General features: G+C 63.5%; 19 protein-coding genes. 10 read left to right on the top strand and 9 right to left on the bottom strand.

Annotated features, from left to right (window positions below):
• Positions 1 to 198 precede the first annotated feature (198 nt).
• Positions 199 to 2229, top strand: coding sequence for a M1 family metallopeptidase (locus ABEL04_RS06835; protein WP_375801639.1), 2031 nt, complete (start codon positions 199 to 201; stop codon positions 2227 to 2229).
• 194 nt (positions 2230 to 2423) lie between these two features.
• On the top strand, positions 2424 to 3734 hold the full coding sequence (locus tag ABEL04_RS06830; RefSeq protein WP_375801638.1) for a NupC/NupG family nucleoside CNT transporter: 1311 nt from the start codon (positions 2424 to 2426) through the stop codon (positions 3732 to 3734).
• Positions 3735 to 3801: 67 nt separating this feature from the next.
• Here ABEL04_RS06830 and ABEL04_RS06825 read toward each other — a convergent pair whose 3' ends face one another.
• The 5 genes from ABEL04_RS06825 to ABEL04_RS06805 form a co-directional block, all read right to left on the bottom strand.
• Positions 3802 to 4530, bottom strand: a complete 729-nt coding sequence (locus ABEL04_RS06825; RefSeq protein WP_375801637.1) for a TonB family protein — start codon at positions 4528 to 4530, stop codon at positions 3802 to 3804.
• A gap of 92 nt (positions 4531 to 4622) precedes the next feature.
• Entirely contained in the window at positions 4623 to 5480 is an 858-nt protein-coding gene (locus ABEL04_RS06820) for a L,D-transpeptidase family protein (protein WP_375801636.1), read from the bottom strand.
• Positions 5481 to 5598: 118 nt separating this feature from the next.
• Positions 5599 to 6351, bottom strand: a complete 753-nt coding sequence (locus ABEL04_RS06815) for an HAD family hydrolase (protein ID WP_375801635.1) — start codon at positions 6349 to 6351, stop codon at positions 5599 to 5601.
• Between the two features lie 58 nt (positions 6352 to 6409).
• Positions 6410 to 7237 carry an enoyl-ACP reductase gene (locus ABEL04_RS06810; protein ID WP_375801634.1) on the bottom strand — a complete coding sequence of 276 codons (828 nt, stop codon included), beginning with the start codon at positions 7235 to 7237 and terminating at the stop codon, positions 6410 to 6412.
• Positions 7238 to 7413: 176 nt separating this feature from the next.
• A complete protein-coding gene (locus tag ABEL04_RS06805) occupies positions 7414 to 8247 on the bottom strand; it encodes an inositol monophosphatase family protein (RefSeq protein WP_375801633.1) in 834 nt (277 codons plus the stop codon).
• 130 nt (positions 8248 to 8377) lie between these two features.
• Here ABEL04_RS06805 and ABEL04_RS06800 point away from each other — a divergent pair, with 130 nt between their 5' ends.
• From ABEL04_RS06800 to ABEL04_RS06790, 3 genes are all read left to right on the top strand, one after another.
• On the top strand, positions 8378 to 9223 hold the full coding sequence (locus ABEL04_RS06800; protein WP_375801632.1) for a hypothetical protein: 846 nt from the start codon (positions 8378 to 8380) through the stop codon (positions 9221 to 9223).
• 144 nt (positions 9224 to 9367) lie between these two features.
• Positions 9368 to 10168, top strand: a complete 801-nt coding sequence (locus ABEL04_RS06795) for a biotin--[acetyl-CoA-carboxylase] ligase (protein WP_375801631.1) — start codon at positions 9368 to 9370, stop codon at positions 10166 to 10168.
• A gap of 192 nt (positions 10169 to 10360) precedes the next feature.
• Positions 10361 to 11137 carry a type III pantothenate kinase gene (locus ABEL04_RS06790; protein WP_375801630.1) on the top strand — a complete coding sequence of 259 codons (777 nt, stop codon included), beginning with the start codon at positions 10361 to 10363 and terminating at the stop codon, positions 11135 to 11137.
• 188 nt (positions 11138 to 11325) lie between these two features.
• On the opposite strand, the gene udk is transcribed toward ABEL04_RS06790, so the two are convergent.
• The 3 genes from udk to ABEL04_RS06775 form a co-directional block, all read right to left on the bottom strand.
• Entirely contained in the window at positions 11326 to 11967 is a 642-nt protein-coding gene (gene udk / locus ABEL04_RS06785) for a uridine kinase (protein WP_375801640.1), read from the bottom strand.
• A gap of 124 nt (positions 11968 to 12091) precedes the next feature.
• Positions 12092 to 12916: a YaaA family protein gene (locus ABEL04_RS06780; RefSeq protein WP_375801629.1), complete on the bottom strand. Its 825-nt coding sequence runs from the start codon at positions 12914 to 12916 to the stop codon at positions 12092 to 12094.
• A 76-nt stretch (positions 12917 to 12992) separates the two neighbouring features.
• Positions 12993 to 13286 (bottom strand): YtxH domain-containing protein, encoded by a 294-nt coding sequence (locus ABEL04_RS06775; RefSeq protein ID WP_375801628.1) that lies wholly within the window; start codon positions 13284 to 13286, stop codon positions 12993 to 12995.
• Positions 13287 to 13792: 506 nt separating this feature from the next.
• Between ABEL04_RS06775 and ABEL04_RS06770 the strand changes: the two genes are divergently transcribed.
• The 5 genes from ABEL04_RS06770 to ABEL04_RS06750 all read left to right on the top strand — a co-directional run bounded on the left by ABEL04_RS06770 (position 13793) and on the right by ABEL04_RS06750 (position 19125).
• Entirely contained in the window at positions 13793 to 14608 is an 816-nt protein-coding gene (locus ABEL04_RS06770) for an alpha/beta fold hydrolase (RefSeq protein WP_375801627.1), read from the top strand.
• A gap of 530 nt (positions 14609 to 15138) precedes the next feature.
• Positions 15139 to 15636, top strand: a complete 498-nt coding sequence (locus tag ABEL04_RS06765; protein WP_375801626.1) for a single-stranded DNA-binding protein — start codon at positions 15139 to 15141, stop codon at positions 15634 to 15636.
• Positions 15637 to 15976: 340 nt separating this feature from the next.
• Positions 15977 to 17509 carry an acyl-CoA dehydrogenase family protein gene (locus tag ABEL04_RS06760; protein ID WP_375801625.1) on the top strand — a complete coding sequence of 511 codons (1533 nt, stop codon included), beginning with the start codon at positions 15977 to 15979 and terminating at the stop codon, positions 17507 to 17509.
• Between the two features lie 149 nt (positions 17510 to 17658).
• Positions 17659 to 18366, top strand: coding sequence for a phosphoribosylformylglycinamidine synthase subunit PurQ (gene purQ / locus ABEL04_RS06755; protein WP_375801624.1), 708 nt, complete (start codon positions 17659 to 17661; stop codon positions 18364 to 18366).
• Between the two features lie 129 nt (positions 18367 to 18495).
• Complete coding sequence (locus ABEL04_RS06750; protein ID WP_375801623.1) at positions 18496 to 19125, top strand: rhomboid family intramembrane serine protease; 630 nt, start codon at positions 18496 to 18498, stop codon at positions 19123 to 19125.
• Between the two features lie 5 nt (positions 19126 to 19130).
• On the opposite strand, the gene ABEL04_RS06745 is transcribed toward ABEL04_RS06750, so the two are convergent.
• On the bottom strand, positions 19131 to 19603 hold a 473-nt coding region (locus ABEL04_RS06745; RefSeq protein WP_375801622.1), incomplete at its 5' end, for an HAD-IA family hydrolase.

The raw sequence follows: 19603 nt of genomic DNA, 5'->3' as shown, positions 1-19603 counted from the left end.
TCAGTTTGAACGACCGCCGGGACCGGACGTGAGTGTCCGTTGCGGGATGCATATCGTGACTTTTCCGTTCTAGGAAGGAGGCACAGCGGCCCCTAGCATTCGGTACAGACACCCTTTAACTCACTCTTTGTTCTAATTCGAAGCCAGCTTTGTTATTTTGAAAAATGTGGTCCTATTCTCATCAACCTGTCCCCATCTATGACCTCCCGTACACTCCCCACCGCTGCAGGGATCGTGCTGTGCGCCCTGACACTGTCTTTGCTTATTCCTGGTCACGCTGCGGCCCAGGGCATACCGCAGCAGGTGCCCGAGCACAACCTGGAGTCGTTCGAACCGATTGACGTCCCCGATCCGAACGAGTACCGAGACGCCGACGGGTCCCCGGGAGAGGAGTACTGGCAGCAAACGGCCGACTACCAGATCGACGTGTCGCTCGACACGGCCGCCAACCGGGTAACCGGCACCGAAACGATCACCTACACCAACAACGCCCCGGAGACCCTGGAACGGCTCTGGGTCCAATTGGAGCAGAACTACTTTAAGCCCGGCAGTCGGGGCAATGCGGTCGTGCCCGATGACGCCCGGTTCAGTGGCTTCTTTGAGGGCGCGGGCTACGACCTGTCCAATCTCCGCATTCGACGGGACGGGGAGACGACGACGCCCGACACGCTAGTCGCAGGGACCCGGATGCGCGTGTCGCTCAGTGAGCCGCTGGCCTCCGGCGACAGCCTCCAACTGTCGTTCGACTTCGAGTACACCCTGCCAAAGTACGGCGCCGATCGCCATGGGCGCCTCAAGGTGGATCAGGGCACCGTATATCAGTTCGCCCAGTGGTACCCGCGCATGTACGTCTACGACGACGTGCACGGCTGGAACCCGCTCCCCTACCTGGGCCAGGGGGAGTACTACCTGGAGTACGGCACCTTCAACGTCAACATCACGGTGCCGCGCAACATGATTGTCGCCGCCACGGGCCGCCTCCAGAATCCCGGCGAGGTGCTCACCGAGACGCAGCGGGATCGACTGGCGGAGGCTCGCAATAGCCGCGAGACCGTGATGATCATTGACAGCACCGAAGTGGGAGACCCCGACACCCGCCCGGACGGCAGCGGTCCGCTCACCTGGCGCTACACGGCCGACAAGGTGCGCGACTTTGCGTGGGCCGCCTCCGGTGCCTTCATCTGGGATGCGGCGAAGGCCTCCACCGGGGACGAGACGGTGCTCGCGCAGTCCTACTACCCGAGAGAGGGGCTCGGCAGCAAGAAGAAGCCGGGCTGGGAGCAATCTACCAAATTCGTACAGCACTCCATCGAGTTCTACTCCGACTTCGTGGCGCCCTATCCCTACCCCAACGCCATCAACGTGGCCGGGCGGGTGGAGGGGATGGAATATCCGCAAATCGTGTTCTGCGGCGTTAACAAGCGGGGCCGCTCCCTCTTTCGGGTCACCGACCACGAGTTCGGGCATGCCTGGTTTCCAATGGTCGTCGGGTCCGACGAGCGGCGCTGGGCCTGGATGGATGAGGGGCTCAACACGTTCATGAACCAGTACTCGTTGCTCGACTACTACGGCCGGGGCCGCGTGCCCCCCAGCAAGGTGATGGCCGGCCTCAAGAAGTACGTAACGAAGCAGATGAGCTCCCCCTTCGGTGACCAGCCGATTATGACGTACGCCGACCGCGTGCGGGACGACGCCCTCGGCTTTCTGGCATACATCAAGCCGGGTTACGGCCTCATGCTTCTCCGCGAGCACGTACTGGGGCCTGAGCGCTTCGACTCGGCCTTCAAGGCCTACTTCGACCGATGGGCCTACAAGCACCCCAAGCCCGCCGACTTCTTCCGTACCATGGAGGACGTGAGCGGCGAGGACCTGGACTGGTTCTGGCGCAGCTGGTTCTACGAGACGGATACGATGGACCAGGCCGTCGACTCCGTTGCCACCGGCGACACGACGATGGTGACCGTGGAGCAGCGCGACGAGTTGATGATGCCGATGACAGTACGTCTCACCTACAACGATGGCTCGACCGAGCAACGCCGCGTGCCCGCCGCGGCCTTCTACACAAAGGATACCAGCACGCTGCGCGTGACGAAGGACTCGCTGCAGAAGGTGGTCCTCGATCCGAAGCGAATCCTGCCGGACATGAACCGCCCGAACAACACGTGGACGCCTTCGGACACGACGGGGACGTCGTCCGGGATGGATTCGTCGTCTGGCTCGGGCCGCTAGGAAGCTGCCTCCCTTCAGCCTTCCCTTCCCGAGGGCACCGGGCATTCGCCGGGTGCCCTCGTTGTGTTTGTTACCGTTCTGACCACATACGTCGAGGGCGACTTGTGTTCGTGCCCGCAGTCGTTATCTTTACGCTCGGCTTGGAGGGAGGACCACCGCTGTACTAATTTCGACGACATCCGCCACTCGTCCTCATGTCCCTTCCTGTTGCCGTCCTCCGCGGCCTGATTGGAATCGTCGTGTTCGTCGGCATCGCCGTGCTGTTCTCTACCAACCGGAAGGCCATCAACTGGCGCCTCGTGGCCGCGGGGATTGGGCTCCAGCTTGTGTTTGCCGTCCTCGTGCTCAAGACCGGCCCGGGGGAGATGGTGTTCGACACGCTCGCCACCTTCTTCGACACGCTCCTGTCATTTACGTACGAGGGCTCGAAATTCATCTTCGGCGAGCTGGGCAATCCGAAAAAGGGCAACAACTTCGCCTTCCAGGTGCTGCCCACCATCGTGTTTTTCGCCTCGCTGATGGGGGTGCTCTACCACTTGCGCATTGTGCAGCCGCTGGTGAACGGCATGGGCTGGGTGATGCAGAAGACGCTGCGCATCTCGGGGGCCGAGTCGCTGGCCGCCTCGGCCAACGTGTTCATCGGGCAGACCGAGGCGCCCCTGGCGGTAAAGCCGTACGTGGAGGACATGACCCGCAGCGAGATCATGACGCTCATGACGGGCGGCATGGCCACGATCGCCGGGGGCGTGCTCGCCGCCTACATCGGCTTTTTGGGGGGCGACTCGCCCGAGTCCCGGCAGCTCTTCGCGAAGCACTTGCTGTCGGCCTCGGTGATGAGCGCCCCCGCGGCCATTGTGATGGCCAAGATCCTGGTGCCAGAGACCGAAACGCCCGAGACCGCTGGCGGGGCCAAGATCCAGGACACCGAGGAAGCGGACAATGTGATTGAGGCCGCCGCCAGCGGCGCGTCCGACGGCCTGCGGCTCGCCCTGAACGTGGGGGCCATGCTGCTGGCCTTCCTAGCCCTCATCGGCGCCATCAACGCGGGCTTCAAGTGGATCGGCGCCCCCGTGGTCTACGGCGTCGAGCTCTACGACCTGAACGAGCTGGTGGCCCAGGCGTCCGGGGGGCGCTTCGACGCGCTGTCGCTGGAGGCAGTGTTCGGCTTCATGTTTGCTCCCCTGGCCTGGGCAATGGGGGTGGAAGCGGCCGACATTCTTCGGTTCGGCACCCTTCTCGGGGAAAAGGTGGCCGTGAACGAGTTTGTGGCCTATGCCTCACTGCGCGACATGAAGTCGGCCTTGAGCCAGCGGTCCGTCATCATCGGCACCTACGCACTGTGCGGGTTCGCCAACTTCTCATCCATCGCCATCCAGATTGGGGGCATCGGGGGCATCGCGCCGGAGCGCAAGAGCGAGATTGCGGCGCTCGGCCTGCGGGCCGTGCTCGGCGGGGCCCTCGCTTCGTGGACGACAGCAACGATCGCCGGGGTCCTCGTCGGGTAGAGATCTACGCTCCCGCCTTCTGCACCGGGGACGCCGTCCGGTCGTCAAGGGACGCGAGCGGCTCCGCTCAGTTTCGGGGGGCTGGGAACGGAACCGAAAATCGCGCCCACGACTGAACGGGCTTCCACTCCTGACCGTCCAGCACGTAGGCCGGCTCCCAGCTCGTCCTCGTGGCGGCGTTCATGGCAATGGCGTCGAGGGTCGGGTGGACGCTCCGTATCGCCTCCACGGCGTCGACGGTCCCGGACGTGTCGATGTGAACCTGAAGCTCCACCTCTCCACTTGCCTCCTCGTCGCGGCGGAGGGAGTCCGGATACGCAATGTTGGAGGGGGCTTCCTGACGCTGCGGCTCGCGGAAGTACTCCGTGATGGCCTCGTAGGATTTTTTCTTGTTGCCCTGGAGGAGTTGGGGCTTGAGCTGCCCCTTATCTGTCAGGACCCCCCCGCTGAGATCGGCGTTCTTGACCTTTGGCTTGGCATATTTCTCGAAGAGGGAGTCCACAACCGTCGGGTTGTTCCGATACAGCTTCACGAGGCTCCGCTTGATTGCCGCGGTGAACTGCGCCTGCGAGACGTTGGACCCTGGGGCGATCTTCTGGACCCCCCCGGTCACGCCCATCGCATCCAAGTCTTCAAGGTTGCGGAATACCTCCGACGTATCCACCCCCTTCTTCCACATGCGCGTCTCTGCCATTTGCCACCCGGAAGGCGGGGCCGTCGGGTTTCCCCCGCCCGAGCACCCGAGCACAAGAAAGAAGCCAGTGAGGATCGTAGCAATCCAGCGCGTCGAAAACATAAGTGCGAGTGTGTTTGGGTGAATGGGATCTATGCTGCGATGTAGCGCCGAGGAACGGGCGCGTTCCCCCTGCTGGATGCGGTTCTCCCGCTTCATTCGATGAGGACGGGCGTTCCCTCTTCCACCACCGACCAGAGCACGTCCATGTCTCGGTTTTGGACGGCTACGCAGCCATGCGTCCAGGTGGTTGCGTCTCCCGTACCGTCCCCGTGGATTTCGATCCAGCCACCGAGATCTGTATTCATGGGGGGAATCCGGAACTCTTCCTGCGCCTGCTCAATCGCTTCGTACTGTGACTGAGAGATAAGCCCCTTCTTCAGTCCTCGGCGTGCATCTTTCACCGTAGGGTAATTGAGCACGAGGGCTTTGTAAAATCGGCTCTCGGAATTCTTGTGGACGACGTGGAAGGTGCCCTCGGGGGTGCGCCAGTGATCGCGCTTCCGTGGCCCTCCCCTCCGTTTTTTGTCGGCAAAAGCATTGTAGCCAAGGTCCGCCTCGAAGGTCTTGATGAGTTTGGCGCCCCGATACAGGTAGACGCGGCGCTTTTCCTTCGACACGCGGACCCAGGCGTTGGAGAGGGCCGAGGCCGGCATGAAGCCTTCTCGTCCCTCACCGGTACGGACCCGACACCACTTGTCTTCGCACTTGAGGCGGCGTACAGGCGTACGCACCGAGAGCCGGGCCACGGGCGCCGTCGAGTCGCTTCGATTGTAGAGGACCGCGGCGTCTCCGGCCACGTAGAAGAGCGGATCGCTCCGCCAGGCCATGTCGGGATCCGTCGAGGACGCCCCATACTCCGCCGCGCCTTTCGGGGTAGAGGAGGCTGCCACCGGAGACTCAAGAGATGTGCTGTCCTGCGCGGGGGCCGCCGGTATTCCGCCCGCCAGCCCTGTCAAGAGGAGCACCCAACCGGTGATGCACGCGACTGCCCGAAGGACCAATTCCCTCATCGTGACGTCATCTCTGAATGATTGTTCTCTGAATGATTGTACAGTGTGCCTCTGCCGGTGTATGAAGGCCATGACGTGCGTTCCTTGGGACTTGAGAACGGAGGGGGCTGGGCGTCATTCAGCGCTCGTTCTGGCGCCGGCAGTGTCGGTACGCCTCAATCGTGCCTTCGATGGCCGGACTCTCGGTGACGTGGTCGACCTGCGCCCGGACGGCCTCCTGGGCATTAGCTGGGGCAAATGAGGTGCCAACAGCCTCGAGAGCCGACAGGTCCCCGTCGGTGTCTCCGATATAGGCAATCTCCTCCAGTTCCGATTCAAGCGTATCGGCCAGCCATTCCAGTCCGTGGCGCTTCGTGATCCCCTCCGGCACCACGTCTACCGAGTTGTCGGTCGTGAAGACGTGCAGTCCCAGGGCGTTCTCTTCGACGAACCGCTCGACGCGTGGACGCAGGGGCGGGATCTCGTCCTCATTGGGCGTGATCACCCCCGCCTGTGTGTGTTTGGCGCGGTCGAGCATCAGCCCAGTTCCCGGGATGCACTCGGTAACAAACCAGTGCCGCACAGCTTCCAGTGCGGCCTCTTGCTCGTCGGTCCACTGCGGACTCCAGGTCGTGCGGGCCGAGACAGGGTCGAACTGACCGCCCCCGCTCTCGAAAAGAACAGGCGTGGACACTCCGAGCACCTGCGTGAGGGCCTCGACGTACGGGTAGGGGCGCCCGGAACAGATTGTCAGGGCTGGAGCCTTGGAGGAGTCGTCGGGGCGGCCCGCCGCCTCGGCGTAACGGCGGAGGGTGGCCAGGCCGTCCAGGTCGTACGGCACGTACGGCTGCCCCAGACACCCGTCAATGTCGGTCACGAAGAGCTCGATCATCTTGGATTGTGGGGTAGACGGCCGGAACGGCGAGCGGTCGGTGCGCCCTCCTCCAGTGCTATTCGTCGTCCGCGAACGAATCCTTCATGGCCTCCACAATTTCGTCGGAGATGCCCATGCTGGAGAAGCCCCCGTCGTGGTAGAGCGTCTGCATGGTCACCATGCGCGTGAGGTCGCTCAGGAGCGTAACGGCGTAGTCCGCACAGTCGTCGGCGCTGGCGTTGCCGAGGGGGGCGACGCGCTCGGCAAACTCGTACATAGCGTCGAAGCCTTCGATCCCGCTTCCCGCGGTGGTCTTCGTGGGGCTCTGCGAGATGGCATTGATGCGAATGTCACGCTTGCCGAGGCGGTATCCGTAGGAACGCACAATGCTCTCGAGCAGGGCCTTGGCGTCGCCCATCTCCGAATACTTCGAGAAGATGCGCTGGGCGCCGATGTAGGTCATCGCGAGGATGGAGCCCCCGTCGTCGATGGTCTCCGTCTCCAGCGCGTGGTGGACGATGCGGTGCAGGCTCACCGCCGACACGTCGAGCGTCTGCTCGTACCAGTTGTAGTTGAGGTCTTCGTACGGCACGTCCTTGCGCACATTCACGCCCATGCCGATGGAGTGGACGATAAAGTCGATCGTCCCGTACTGCTCTTTCACCTCCTCAAAGAGGTCGGCCAGCTCCTCATCGTCGGTGGCGTCCGCCCAGATGATGGGGTTGTCCGTCTCCTCGGCGAGCTCATCGAGCGCCCCCAGACGGCGGGCAACCGGAGCATTCGACAAGACAAAGTCTGCCCCCTCGCGATGACAGGCCTGAGCAATCGACCAGGCGATGCTGTCCTCATTGAGAGCCCCGAAAATGATGCCCGTCTTTCCGTCGAGCAGGTCGTAACCGTCCATGTTGTTGGCGTGGCGATGTCAATTCGAAGAAGCGTAGCGAGCAGGATCGAAGGTCTGGGGGTTCCGATGTGTCCCAAAGCGCATGGTTCAGAGGGCGTGACTCGTGAAACGTGGCGTGAACGTGTGAACCCCAAAACGGGAGTGCTTCACGCATTGTGCTCTCACGCCTCCCGTGCTCACAGGCGCACGTCGTCCATCGCGGCCAGGTGGCGAAGCAGATGCTCATGCACCCGACCGTTGGTGGCGCACACTTGTCGGTCGAACAGGGGCGGGAGGCCGGCGGTGCCTTCGTAGTCGGTGGCTCGTCCTCCGCCTTCCCGCACGAGCAGGATGCCCGCCGCCACGTCCCAGGGTCGCAGGCCGGTCTCGAAGAAGCCATCGAACCGTCCACAGGCCAGCCGGGCCAGGTCGACGGCGGCCGCCCCATGCCGGCGCACCCCCCGAGTTTCCCGGAGAATTCCCTCCAGCACACTCAGATACCGCTCGGTGTGTTCAAAGCGGCGATAGGGAAAGCCTGTGGCGAGAAAAGCGTTCCCGAACGTGTCGGTCTGGCTAACGCCCGCCGGCCGTCCGTTCACCCGCAGTCCGTGGCCCGCCACGGCCGTGAAGAGCTCACTGTGGGGCACGTCGAGCACGACCCCGGCCACGACGGCATCGTTCTCTTGCAGCGCGATGCTGACGGCGTAGGGCGGCACCCGCTGCATGAAGTTCGTCGTGCCATCGAGCGGGTCTACAATCCAGCGGCGTCCGTCGGCGATGGCCGGGGGGGCCTCGGGAGTAGCTCCCTCCTCCGCCAGGATGGCGTCGTCCGGGAATGCCTCGTGGAGGGTGTCGATGACGGCCTCTTGGGCCCGATCGTCAGTTTCCGTGACGAAGTCGTTTGTCCCTTTGGCCCGCACGTCTTCGAGCGGGCCCGCCTGCTCGCGGATGACGGCGGCGGCCCGGCGGGCTGCCTGCACCGCCCCCTCGAGAGCACTGTCGTACGGCGAGTCGTGTGTGGGAACGTCCATTCGAGCACAGAGGGCGTCCGTTCAAGCCGAAAACTTCTCGAAGCTGGCTGCGCGGACCGAAACTTTCGCCCGGCTTCCTCCTAGCGGTATCGGATCGAGCCGCTTCCAACATATAAATCGGCACGTAGTGATGCAGCCTCCCCCCTCCAAACGCGTTTGTTTTTTACACGCCGTTGCGGGGGCGCTGCTGCTTGCTGGAACGCTCTTTGGGAGTACCGGCTGTACCGACCGTCCCTCCCGGGCAACCAGCTATTCCCCATTCGGCACCGTCGATACGATCCGCACCACGGAGGCCCCGCGGGATTCGGTGCTTGCTCTCCTCACATCGATGGACCGGACGGCGTTCGACTCGGCATTCGCCCGGCTCGACGAGTACAGAGTTACGCGACACGTCCACACGGAACAGCTCGACACGATCGGCCGCACCACCGCCTACCGTACGCTGACGCTCCGGTACCCCGCGGGAGCGGAGGCCGGTACAGTTCAGCGGGCCGACTCGGCCGGCTCGTTCCGGACGGGGGGGCTCTTCTCGGGCATCACGCCCGCTCAGCAACGCACGTCGAGGCCTACCGACCTGGCGGCGCAGGCCCTGCCGGACGACCCGCCCTACCTTGCCCCACGGACGCGTGAGGCCTACCGGTATGCCCTCCGGCAGGACTCCCTCCTTGGGGGCACCCCGACGTACGTGGTGGAGGCGAAGGCTCGGTCAGAGGGGCGCGGGGCGGAGCAGTCGGTCCGCTACGCCCGCCTCACCCTCGACCGTGCGTCCCGGGAGCTCGTCGGGCTCACCACCGTTCGGGCCAGCCGGGTGCTTCTGTTCCGCGAAAGCAGCCGGCTTACCGTTCGTCTACGGCCAGCCCCCGACGGGGTCTGGGTCCCACATTTGACACGGGTCCGCGCCGTCGTCAAGGTGCCCTTCCGGGCGCCCCGACAGTTTCGCACCGTATCGGCCTTCTACGCATACAAACGTCCCTAGCCGACTCGGGGCGACCACCGTCGAGAATGACGCTCTCACCGCACGTCCCGAACACGCCGAGGCGCGGTACGAATTACGCAATGGTGGGCGGGTCGTCGTACGCTCGTCCCAGACGCCCCTCTTCTCCACGCCCCCTTCCACTCCATGTCTCTCTCCCTCACCGACGACGTGCAGGCCCGCCTCGCGACCGACCGGTTCGGGCACAAGATGCGCGGCTTCGAGACGGTGGGCTCAACGAACACGGAGGCTGCTGAGTGGGCGAAGAACGGGGCCGCGGAGGGCAGCGTGGTGGTCACCGAATACCAGTCGGACGGGCGAGGGCGGCACGGGCGTACGTGGAACGCGCGGAAGGGGCAGAACCTGATGTTCTCGGTGGTCCTGCGTCCCACGCTTGGGGCAGACCGCCTGGGCCTCATCACCGTGGCCGCGAGCGTCGCCGTGGCCGAGGCCGTCGACGATTTCGTGTCGCCGTACCGGGCTGTCCTCAAGTGGCCGAACGACGTGCTCCTGGAGGGCCGCAAGACGTGTGGGATGCTCTTGGAGTCGTCGATCTCCGGGGCCGACGCTGCGGACGTCGTCGTGCTCGGCGTAGGGCTCAACGTGAACCAGACCGACTTCCCCGAGGCCCTCGCCGACACCGCCACCTCGCTCCGGCTGACGACGGGACGTCCCGTGCCGCGCGCTCCGCTCCTGAGCCGACTTCTGGAGCGGCTAGAGGCCCAGTACGGTACCATCCAGAGCGGCGACGACGCGAGCGTGCGGAGCGCCTTCCACGACCGGCTCCCCATCCTCCACGAGCACGCCACCTTCCGCGTCCCAGGCACGGACCGAACGATCTCCGGCACGGTACAGGGCATCACCGAAACCGGCGCCCTTCGGCTTCACACGCCAGACGGCCCCCAGACCGTGCAGGCGGGCAACGTGACTTCTCAACACAGTCCGTGAATCACGATGCGTGAGGGGGCCTCGCTGGGTGTACCAAACGTTCAGCGAGTGACCCCGAACATATTCGACAGCCGCTCTTTCCGATCGAGCAGTTGGTCCTGTCTGATCAGCCATCGTTCGGAGGAGCTTAGCGCCCACCCCCACGCCCACACCCATGCGAGCACTCACTGCTCCAGAACCGTACACACGCACATGCTCCTCACGCTCGATGTTGGCAACAGTGCCGTGAAGGGCGGGTGCTTCGATGGCAACGAGCTCGTTCGCGTGTTCTCGGTGCCCGACGGACCGGCCAACGCCGAAGAATCCTCCACGGCTGCGGCCTGGCAGGACACGCTGGCGCCCTACCTCCCCGACGCCTCCATCGAACAGGTGGGCCTGGCTTCCGTGGTGCCGACCACCGCCGGCGCCGTGACGGACGCGCTCACGGCCCTCACCGGCGCCCCGGTCACCCGTGTTCGGCCCTCCATGCCACTTCCGTTCGAACTAGCGTACGAGACGCCCGACACGCTGGGCGCCGACCGTCTGGCAGCAGCCGCGGCGGGATGGGTGCACTTTGGGCGCGACGAGTTCCGGAGTGTGCTCGTCGTAGACGCCGGGACGGCCGTGAACTACGAGGTGATCCGTCGAGACGGCGTGTACCGGGGCGGGGCCATTGGGGCGGGGCCGGCCCTCGTGCGGGGGGCGCTCCGCAGAGGCACAGCGCAGCTGCCGGAGGTGCCGCTTACCCTGCCCGACGAGCCGGGGGGCCGGTCCACCCAGACGGCCCTCCAGAGCGGCATCATGTGGGGCCTCGTCGACAGCGTCCGCGGCATGGCGGATCGCCTCGCCCAGTCACTCCCCGACCCGCCCGTGCGGGTGCTCACAGGAGGCTGGAGCGCCCTCCTCGCCGACCGTCTGGACCGCGTGGATCACCACGCCCCACACCTCGTGCTGCGAGGCGTACAGCTCTTGACGACACTGAACGCCTGATGTAGCGAGACGGGCAATCTGTGTCACGAAGACGCTCGGTAGTACGTACTCCGGATTGCGCATGGGCAGCATGGAGCGCCAGGATAGAGCGCGACACGCAATACGAATACGCAACACTGCGAAACACTCCAACGACGGTCCGGAACGGGCCCTTCCACGCCTCTCCCACGGGCCTCTGACTCGACGTGCTACCGAAGTGCCTCGTGCTCCCCGGCGCGCAGCAGCTCCTGGATTCGGGACATCACCATCTGGATGGCGACCTGGTTGTGCCCCCCACGCGGAATGATGACGTCCGCCTTCCGCTTCGAGGGCTCGACGAATTCGAGGTGCATGGGACGCACCGTGCGCTCGTATTGCCGCAGAATGCCCTCGATGGAGCGGCCCCGCTCCTGCATGTCCCGGCGGATGCGGCGCATGAGCCGGATGTCGTCGGCCGCATCGACGTAGATCTTGATGTCCATGCGCTCCTCCAGCAGCGACTCGGCCAGCACCAGGATGCCCTCAATGATGATGATGGGCCGCGGCTCGACGGTTTCGGTCTCTTCACGGCGCGTGTGGGTCGTGAAATCGTACAAGGGCTTTTCGACGGCCTTGCCCTCGATCAACCGATCAAGATGCTCCCGCATGAGCGCCGTCTCCAGCGCATCGGGGTGGTCGAAGTTGAATCGTGCTCGCTTCTCGGGAGGGAGGTGGGAGAGGTCGTGGTAGTAGGCATCATGGTCGAGCACGGCAATGGGATCGGCCCCGAGCTCCCGGATGATGTGGTTCAGGACCGTTGTTTTACCGGAGCCGGAGCCGCCAGCAATGCCGATGACGACCGGAAGGTCCATGGACATAGAGAGCCGTGCACGGTGGCGAGCGTTCGGTGGCGGTCAGGGACCAACCCAGTTTCTCGAGGGCCCATCCTCAGAGCGTAAGAGCAAGGGGCCACGTCTGTGGGCGCCGCTCTCCCTGCTACTCCTGGACCATGACGACCGTCCAGGTTTTCGTTTCTTCGTCGTAGGTGGAGGCCTCCTCGTCGAACGCCAATTCGTCTGACTCCTCCTCGGCCCACTCTCGAAGATCGTCCATCTCTTCGGCCGTCTCCTGCACGATGACGTTGACGAACTGACCGCGCTGAACCTCTAGGTCTTCCCCCGTGATCGGAACCCGCTCCCCGTCCTCGACGCGCTCGAAGCGCACCTCGACCCGGGCCTCGTACGTGTGCTCGTCGGTCCATGCCTTTCGGTGGACCTCTGGAAGCAGGTCCCAGACCCACCGGCCCTCAAGCCCCTCGTTGAGAACGGGACTGATGATGGGGCGCCAGTAGTCGGCGACGGGTCCGATGTCCGGGAGCGTGACCCCCATCCCGAGCTGGTAGTTCGGGATAAGATCATCAGGGCGTAGCAGCCCGAACAGCCCCGAGAGAATGACTCCGTTCTCAAGGAGGCGGCGCTGGGCCCCGGTCGGGAGATTTGCAAAGTCCATGGCGGCGTACATCACCCCTGGGCTGTACCGATCGAGGGCCGACATGAGCGGGGCGTCGTAGATTTCCCTGTTGACCCGGACGGCCTCCTCGAGCTCGTAGTCCTCAAGCCCGAACAGGTCCGCGAGTGCCTCCTCGTCCTTCTCCTCAATTGTCTCCTGCAACGTGTCAATGAGCTCACGCCGCTCCGGGTTGAGGTCGTCGAAGTAGTTGAACGTCCCCGACGTGCGGTAGTCGAACATGTCTGGGGCAAAGGGATTGCCCCCGGGCTGCTTCTGATCCGCTGGGGAGAGAAGAACGGTAAGGTCTGGCATGCAGGAGCGTGCTGATCAGTCGGGATCGAGGGAGGAGAGGTGGAGAACGTGCGGGCGACGGGTATGATGCGGGGGGCTAGTTGGCTCCGTTGGTCGTTTCGGACGCCTGGCGGAGCTTCTCCAAGAGGGCGTCGATGTCGTCACGGATGTGGTCGGCACGAGCCTCGGCGTCTTCCACGACCGCCTCGCTGCCGCGGTGCGCGCCGGTGCTAGGGCCCGACTGGAAGAGTTGACGGAAGAACTTCTCTGCCCGGTCCGTGAGGTGCTCAAGCTGATAGGAGACGCGGCGGCGCGCATCGGGGCCCCGCTCTGGGGCGAATAGCATGCCCAGAGCAAACCCAACTGCTCCCCCTGCCAGGGCACTACACATCCCAACTCGTTTGGCGCGTTTTCGTGACTTGTTCTTCATGAACAAACGAGGGCACTGGACGAAAGGAATTCACGATGAATGGCTTCTCTCTAACCGAAGGAAAAGGATCCAGTTTCTATTTTGGGAGTCGCGAGGACCCGCTGGGTCCGCAAGTCAGGAGGCCTCCCGTTCACAAGCCCACCCGTGCCCGGTCCGAAGGTCGGTCCCTACAGTTGCGGCGGATTCTGCCAAGCTTTTCAGGCCTTAATGCGTTGAATATTACCGATCCCCTGCGTTTCTTGCAACAGGAAACGAGAAATCTACACGGCTTTCGCGTTCGCATGTCGGCTGCACTGTGGTTTTCCTGCCTCCTCCCTATTCCGCCGCGCTCGCTTCAATGTCGATTTTCTGTATCAGCGGGTTCGCCCATCTCCTTCCAGAGGCTGCAGGGTTTTACGACTGACTGATTCCCTGACCTCAGGACTGCTGCCCCAAGCCGCCCTGCCCCACCCACGACGAGTTCACGTATGCACGAAACCCCATTCCCCATTCATGAAACAGGGGACTTCCGGTACAACGATGAAGGCCCCACCGACGCCCCTCTCCCCCCGATTGTGCTCCTGCACGGCATGCTGGGAGATCTGAGCAACTGGGTCGACACCATCGAGGCCCTATCGGAGGGAGGGTATCGCGTACTGGCACCCATCCTGCCCGTGTACGATTTTCCCCTGTCGGAAACAGGCGTTCCCCGTCTTACCGAGCACGTTCGCGATTTCGTGGATACCCTCGGGTTCGATACGACAATACTCGTGGGCAACTCGCTTGGCGGGCACATCGCACTGCTTCACGCGCTGAACCACGCAGGAGACATCCACGCCCTCATTCTGTCCGGGTCCTCCGGGGTCTACGAGACCACGATGGGGTCCACGTTCTTCCGCCGACAAGACCGCGACTTCATTCGGGAACGGACCGAAATGACCTTCCATGACCCGGCCCACGCGACCGAGGAGCTTGTCGACGAGATGGTGGAGATCGTAAATGACCGTCCGCGTGCCTTCCGGTTGCTGAAAATCGCCCGTTCGGCCGACGAGGAGACCGTTACAGAGCAGCTCTCGAAGTTGGACATGCCTTCGCTTCTGGTGTGGGGGCGCAATGACATCATCACGCCGCCCGAAGTGGCCGAGGAGTTCCGCAGTCGAATGCCGAATGCGCGTCTCGAGTTTATCGATGAGTGCGGTCACGCCCCGATGATCGAACACCCGGATACGTTCAACGAGCTCACGCTCAAGTTCCTGGCGGAACTTTCTGAAGAGGCCCACCTGGAGCCCTCGTCCGGCGCGTAGTTGTTCGATTCCTCTGCCTGTCCAGTAGGCCGCACAACTGTGTGGGGAAGCGCACGATCCTACCGTCTGCGTATCGGGTCGTAGCGCCGCAGTTGCCGGTCGAATCCCGTTGGCACGGGCATTGCTTGCCTTAACTGACGCGATGAGGGTCGAGCGCAAGACCCCCGTTGTCCCGAGGCCTGCATTCTTCAGGAGGCCTCCATTGCCGGGCAGACGCGTCTTTGGGTGAGCGCGTCTGCCCGGCTTTTTTTGTGGAGATGCTTCACGCATGCCTTTTCGGGCCAGGGGTCCCTCTCGCGGTTTTCGTCCCCACTGCGATCTCGTAGGCACGTTATGTTTTTCCCCTCTCATGTGTCTAGGGGGCACGCGAGCTATTTCTTCCCCCGACCGCAGCCCCTCACATCGTCATCGTACCCGTTTCGGGACACTACCGGGACACTATTGGGCAATTCACCGTATGTGACATGTAGACATGCGCGAAGGGGTTCTGGCTCTCATTGATCTTCGAAACAGCACATAGGTGATTCATTATGGCACGCGGAGTCAACAAGGCAATCCTCATCGGCAATCTCGGACAAGAACCCGAACTCCGGTACACAGGCAGCGGCACGGCCGTCTGCAACATGCGGCTGGCCACGAATGAGTCGTACACGGACCGTGACGGTAACGAGGTCGACAGGACCGAGTGGCACAACGTTGTGGCCTGGGGGCGGCTCGGCGAAGTCTGCAACGAATACCTGCAGAAGGGGTCTCAAGTGTACTTCGAAGGCTCCCTGCAGACGCGCTCCTGGGAGGACCAGGACGGAAATACGCGGTACACGACGGAGGTGAAGGCTCAGGAGATGATGTTCCTCGACGGCAACCGCCAGGGCGCACCGGACGAGGAGGGTTTCAGCCAAGAACGGGGATACCAGGACGAGGACTTCGATCAGCGTCCTTCCCAGCAACAGCCCGCTGGTTCCAGTTCCCAGTCAGAGCAGTCGGACGAGGAGGAGACGTTCGAACCCGACGACGAGCTTCCCTTTTAGGACGCCTATGCTCAGCGTCGCGGGGGTTTCAGAAGGAGGAAGTGCCGGGTCTCCGGCCTTCCTCCTTTTTTGCTTTCGGCACCTTTGTTTCTTTTTGCTCTTTTTCTTTTGATGCTCTGTTTCTGAGGTTCCCGGATCTTTTCCCGACTCGCCGAAACTATGTTTGGGCGGGAGCGTGGCGGGTCGCTACGGCGATTTGTTGCAGCTTCGTTTGCAGATTCCCTTGCCACCGTCAATCTTTTCCTGTACGCTCGTGTTCGGGTAAGTGTGTGTTGGCAAAAACACACGGATAGTACAACCCCCACTGGGCTCATCGGACTATTTGAGACATTCCAAACTAATGAGCATAGCTTCGTACCTCTCCGAAGAAATTGGGACCTCCGTCGAGTTCGAGACGTTCCGAGACACCTTTAGCAAAAAGCTGCACAAGGTCTTTTCGATGCGGGGCGACTTCGACGAGGTCAGCACCAGTCGGGGCCTGCCGCCGTTCATGATGCGGGAGATTCAGTCGGTCACGCCCCTCTCGGTCTTTATCCCCGAGGAGTACGGCGGACGGGGAGGACACGTGCACGAGTGCCAGTCCATCCTCGCGGCGGCCTCGTACGAGTCCCTTGCGCTCTCGCTCACGCTCGGGATCAATGGGGCCCTCTTCCTGCAACCCCTCACAAAGTACGGGAACCAGGCCATCAAGGGCCCCATCTTCGAGCGCTTCATCGAGGAGAAGAACCTGGGCGGGCTCATGATTACGGAGCCCGACTACGGGACCGATGCCCTCAACATGCAGACCTCCTACACGAAGGAGGACGGCTCGTACCACCTCGAAGGCACCAAGCACTGGGCCGGCCTTACGGGCTGGGCCGACTTCTGGCTGGTGGCCGCCCGGCGGCAGGGGGCGAACGGGGACCTGGACCGGGACATCGACTTTTTCGTCGCCGACATGAACCAGCCCGAGCAGATGATCGAGGTGGAGGAGTTCTACGAGAACCTCGGCCTCTACATGATTCCGTACGGGCGCAACCGCGTCGACATTCAGGTGCCCGAGGCGCACCGCCTTCAGCCGGAGAGCACGGGCATCAAGATGATGCTCGACATTCTGCACCGGAGCCGGATCGAGTTTCCGGGCATGGGTATGGGGTTCCTCCAGCGCATCCTCGACGAAGGGCTGGAGCACTGCCGAGAGCGGTTCGTAGGGGGCAAGCCGTTGATCGAGTACGATCAGGTCCGCCGTCGCCTCGCGAACCTGCAGGCCGCCTACACGGCCTGCTCGGCCATGTGCCTGCACACCAGCGAGCACGCCCACACCGATAACAACCTTGCCGGGGAGGCCCTCTCGGCCAATGCCATCAAGACGGTCGTCACCGACCTGATGCAGAACGCATCGCAGTCGCTGCTGCAGCTCACCGGCGGGACCGGATACCAGCTCGACCATGTGGCGGGCCGCTCGGTGGTCGACAGCCGTCCGTTCCAGATTTTTGAGGGGTCGAACGACGTGCTCTATCAGCAGATCTCGGAGTCGGTGCTCAAGTCGATGCGAGATCTGAAGGAGAAAAACCTGCATACCTTCCTCTCGGACTACGAGATGACCCACCGGGCGGCCGACTACTTCGAGGACACGCTCGATTTCGAGGTGGACCTCTCGATTCCGCAGCGGAAGCTCGTGGAGCTTGGCCGCATCCTGGGCCGCGTCATCTCGATGGAGCTGACGATTGAGCTGGGAGATCGGGGCTTCCGGAGTGACCTGATCTCCAATTGCCTCCAGGTCTTTCGCAAGGACGTAGAGGGCCGCGTCACGGCGTACCGCAACCACGAACTAACCGACGTCGTGGAGGATTACGTGGAGGGCAGCGCCTGGCTCGATTACGTAAACGCGTAGGGGTCGGTATTGCGTGTTGCGCAGTGCGCACTTTGCACGACCCTCTGCCTTACGCAGTACGAATACGCAATACCCAGCAATCCACAGGTCGCACGACAGGCACCGGGGATCCACTCGTCGTCTCATTTTTCCACTCGCCCTGCACTCTCATGCCCGTTCGTTTCGGTGTTGTCGTCTTTCCCGGATCGAACTGCGATCATGATGCTCACCACGCCGCCGCGCACGTGTTCGACCAGGAGGCGCGGTTCATCTGGCACGAGGAGGAGGAACTTGGCGACGTGGACGTGGTGATCGTGCCGGGCGGCTTCTCGTACGGCGACTACCTGCGCTCCGGCGCCATCGCCCGCTTTTCGCCCATCATGCAGGACGTGGTGCGGTTTGCCGAGGAGGGAGGGCTCGTGTTTGGAATCTGCAACGGCTTTCAGATCCTCTGTGAGGCGGGCCTGCTCCCCGGCACGCTCATGCGCAACGAGTCGCTCCGCTTTATCTGCACGGACACCACGCTGCGCGTCGAGAACGCGGAGACGCCGTTTACGAACGCCCTGACGGAGGGCAAGGTCGTGACCATCCCCCTCTCGCACGGCGAGGGCCGCTACTATGCCGACGACAAGGTGCTCAACCGCATCGAGCGCAACGACCAGGTGCTCTTCCGCTACAGCACGCCGGAGGGCGCCGTGACCGATGACGCCAACCCAAACGGCTCGGTGCACGGCATCGCCGGGATCGTCAACGAGGCGGGCAACGTGTGCGGCCTTATGCCCCACCCGGAACGCTGCGTGGAACCGCTGCTCGGCGGGGACGACGGGCGACTTGTCTTCGAGTCGCTCCTCAGCCACGTCTCAGCCGTCGCAGCGTGAGGCAGGACTTGAAGTGCGAGCCTGCTCCATCGGGGAAAGCCACGTCTCCTTTGAACTCCCCCTGTGCGGAGCAATCCCATCCGCTCCTCCACGCTCCTCCCCTTCTCCACTCACCTACGCCCAAACTGAATGGAGCGACTCCTCCAGTCTCCCATCACGCTCGCGCTGCTCCTTTCCAACGTGGGCGTGAGCCTCTATGCCTTCACCGATCCGTCCCTCATTCGCGAACTGTCGTTTCGTCCTCATCGGACCCGCGAGAATAGGGAGTACTACCGCTTTCTCACGGCCGGCTTCGTGCATGGGAGTGGAGCGCACCTGTTCGTGAACATGATCACGCTATACTTCTTCGGCCCGTGGCTGGAGACTTTTCTCGGGGCCGGGGCCTTCCTCGTGCTGTACTTTGGGGCCGAACTGGCCGCCCACGCCCTCACGTTTGCGGTTCATCGCGACGATCCAGACTACGCCGCCGTGGGGGCCTCCGGGGCCATCAGCGGCGTTCTCTTCGGGTTTTGTCTCTACCGCCCCCTCGCCATGCTCGGGGTCATGTTCATCATTCCGATGCCTGCCCTGCTCTTCGCCGTCCTGTACGTTGTCGTGTCCCTCTACGCGATTCAAGGGCGCGAACCTGGCACTCGCGGTGGAATCGCCCACGAAGCGCACTTGGGGGGCGCGCTCACCGGCATTCTGCTTACAGCGCTGCTCGACTACCCGAGGGCCGTCACCTCGTTTCTTCGGGAAATGCAGGGGCTCCTCGGCTAGCCCCCTCACTGCGACACGGAGAGCCGCTCCCGCAACGTGGCCCAGTCGGAAAAGGAGAAGCTGCGGTCGTTCGTGGACTGGCCGTTCGTCCCGTGCCGCGCATACCAGGCCACCCGCCACCCCACCGGCTGGGCGCCCTGCACGTCGGACCGGTACGAGTCGCCCACGTAGAGCACGTCTCGGTGCTTCACCCCAGCCGCCTCGGTGGCGTGGTCAAATGCACGAGGATTGGGCTTGAGTACGCCGGCGTCCTCGCACAGGACCACAGCCTCGGCGCGTTCGCGGAGCACCGGAAACTGTTCGAGCTTCTGCTGCTGCACCTCCGCGAAGCCGTTCGTCATCACGCCCACCGGGTACCGTTCAGCCACGGCCTCGAACGTCTCTCGGGCCCCCGGGATGAAGGCCCAGTGCTCGGCGTAGCGCTGCATGTAGTAGCGCGCCACGAGAGTGGCATCGGCGTGGGGCGCGTCGACGGACG

Origin of the sequence: Salinibacter sp., assembly GCF_042218895.1 — a bacterium.
GTDB lineage: Bacteria > Bacteroidota > Rhodothermia > Rhodothermales > Salinibacteraceae > Salinibacter.
Note: the sequence above shows the minus strand (reverse complement) of the source record. Positions and strands in the feature narration are given on the sequence as shown.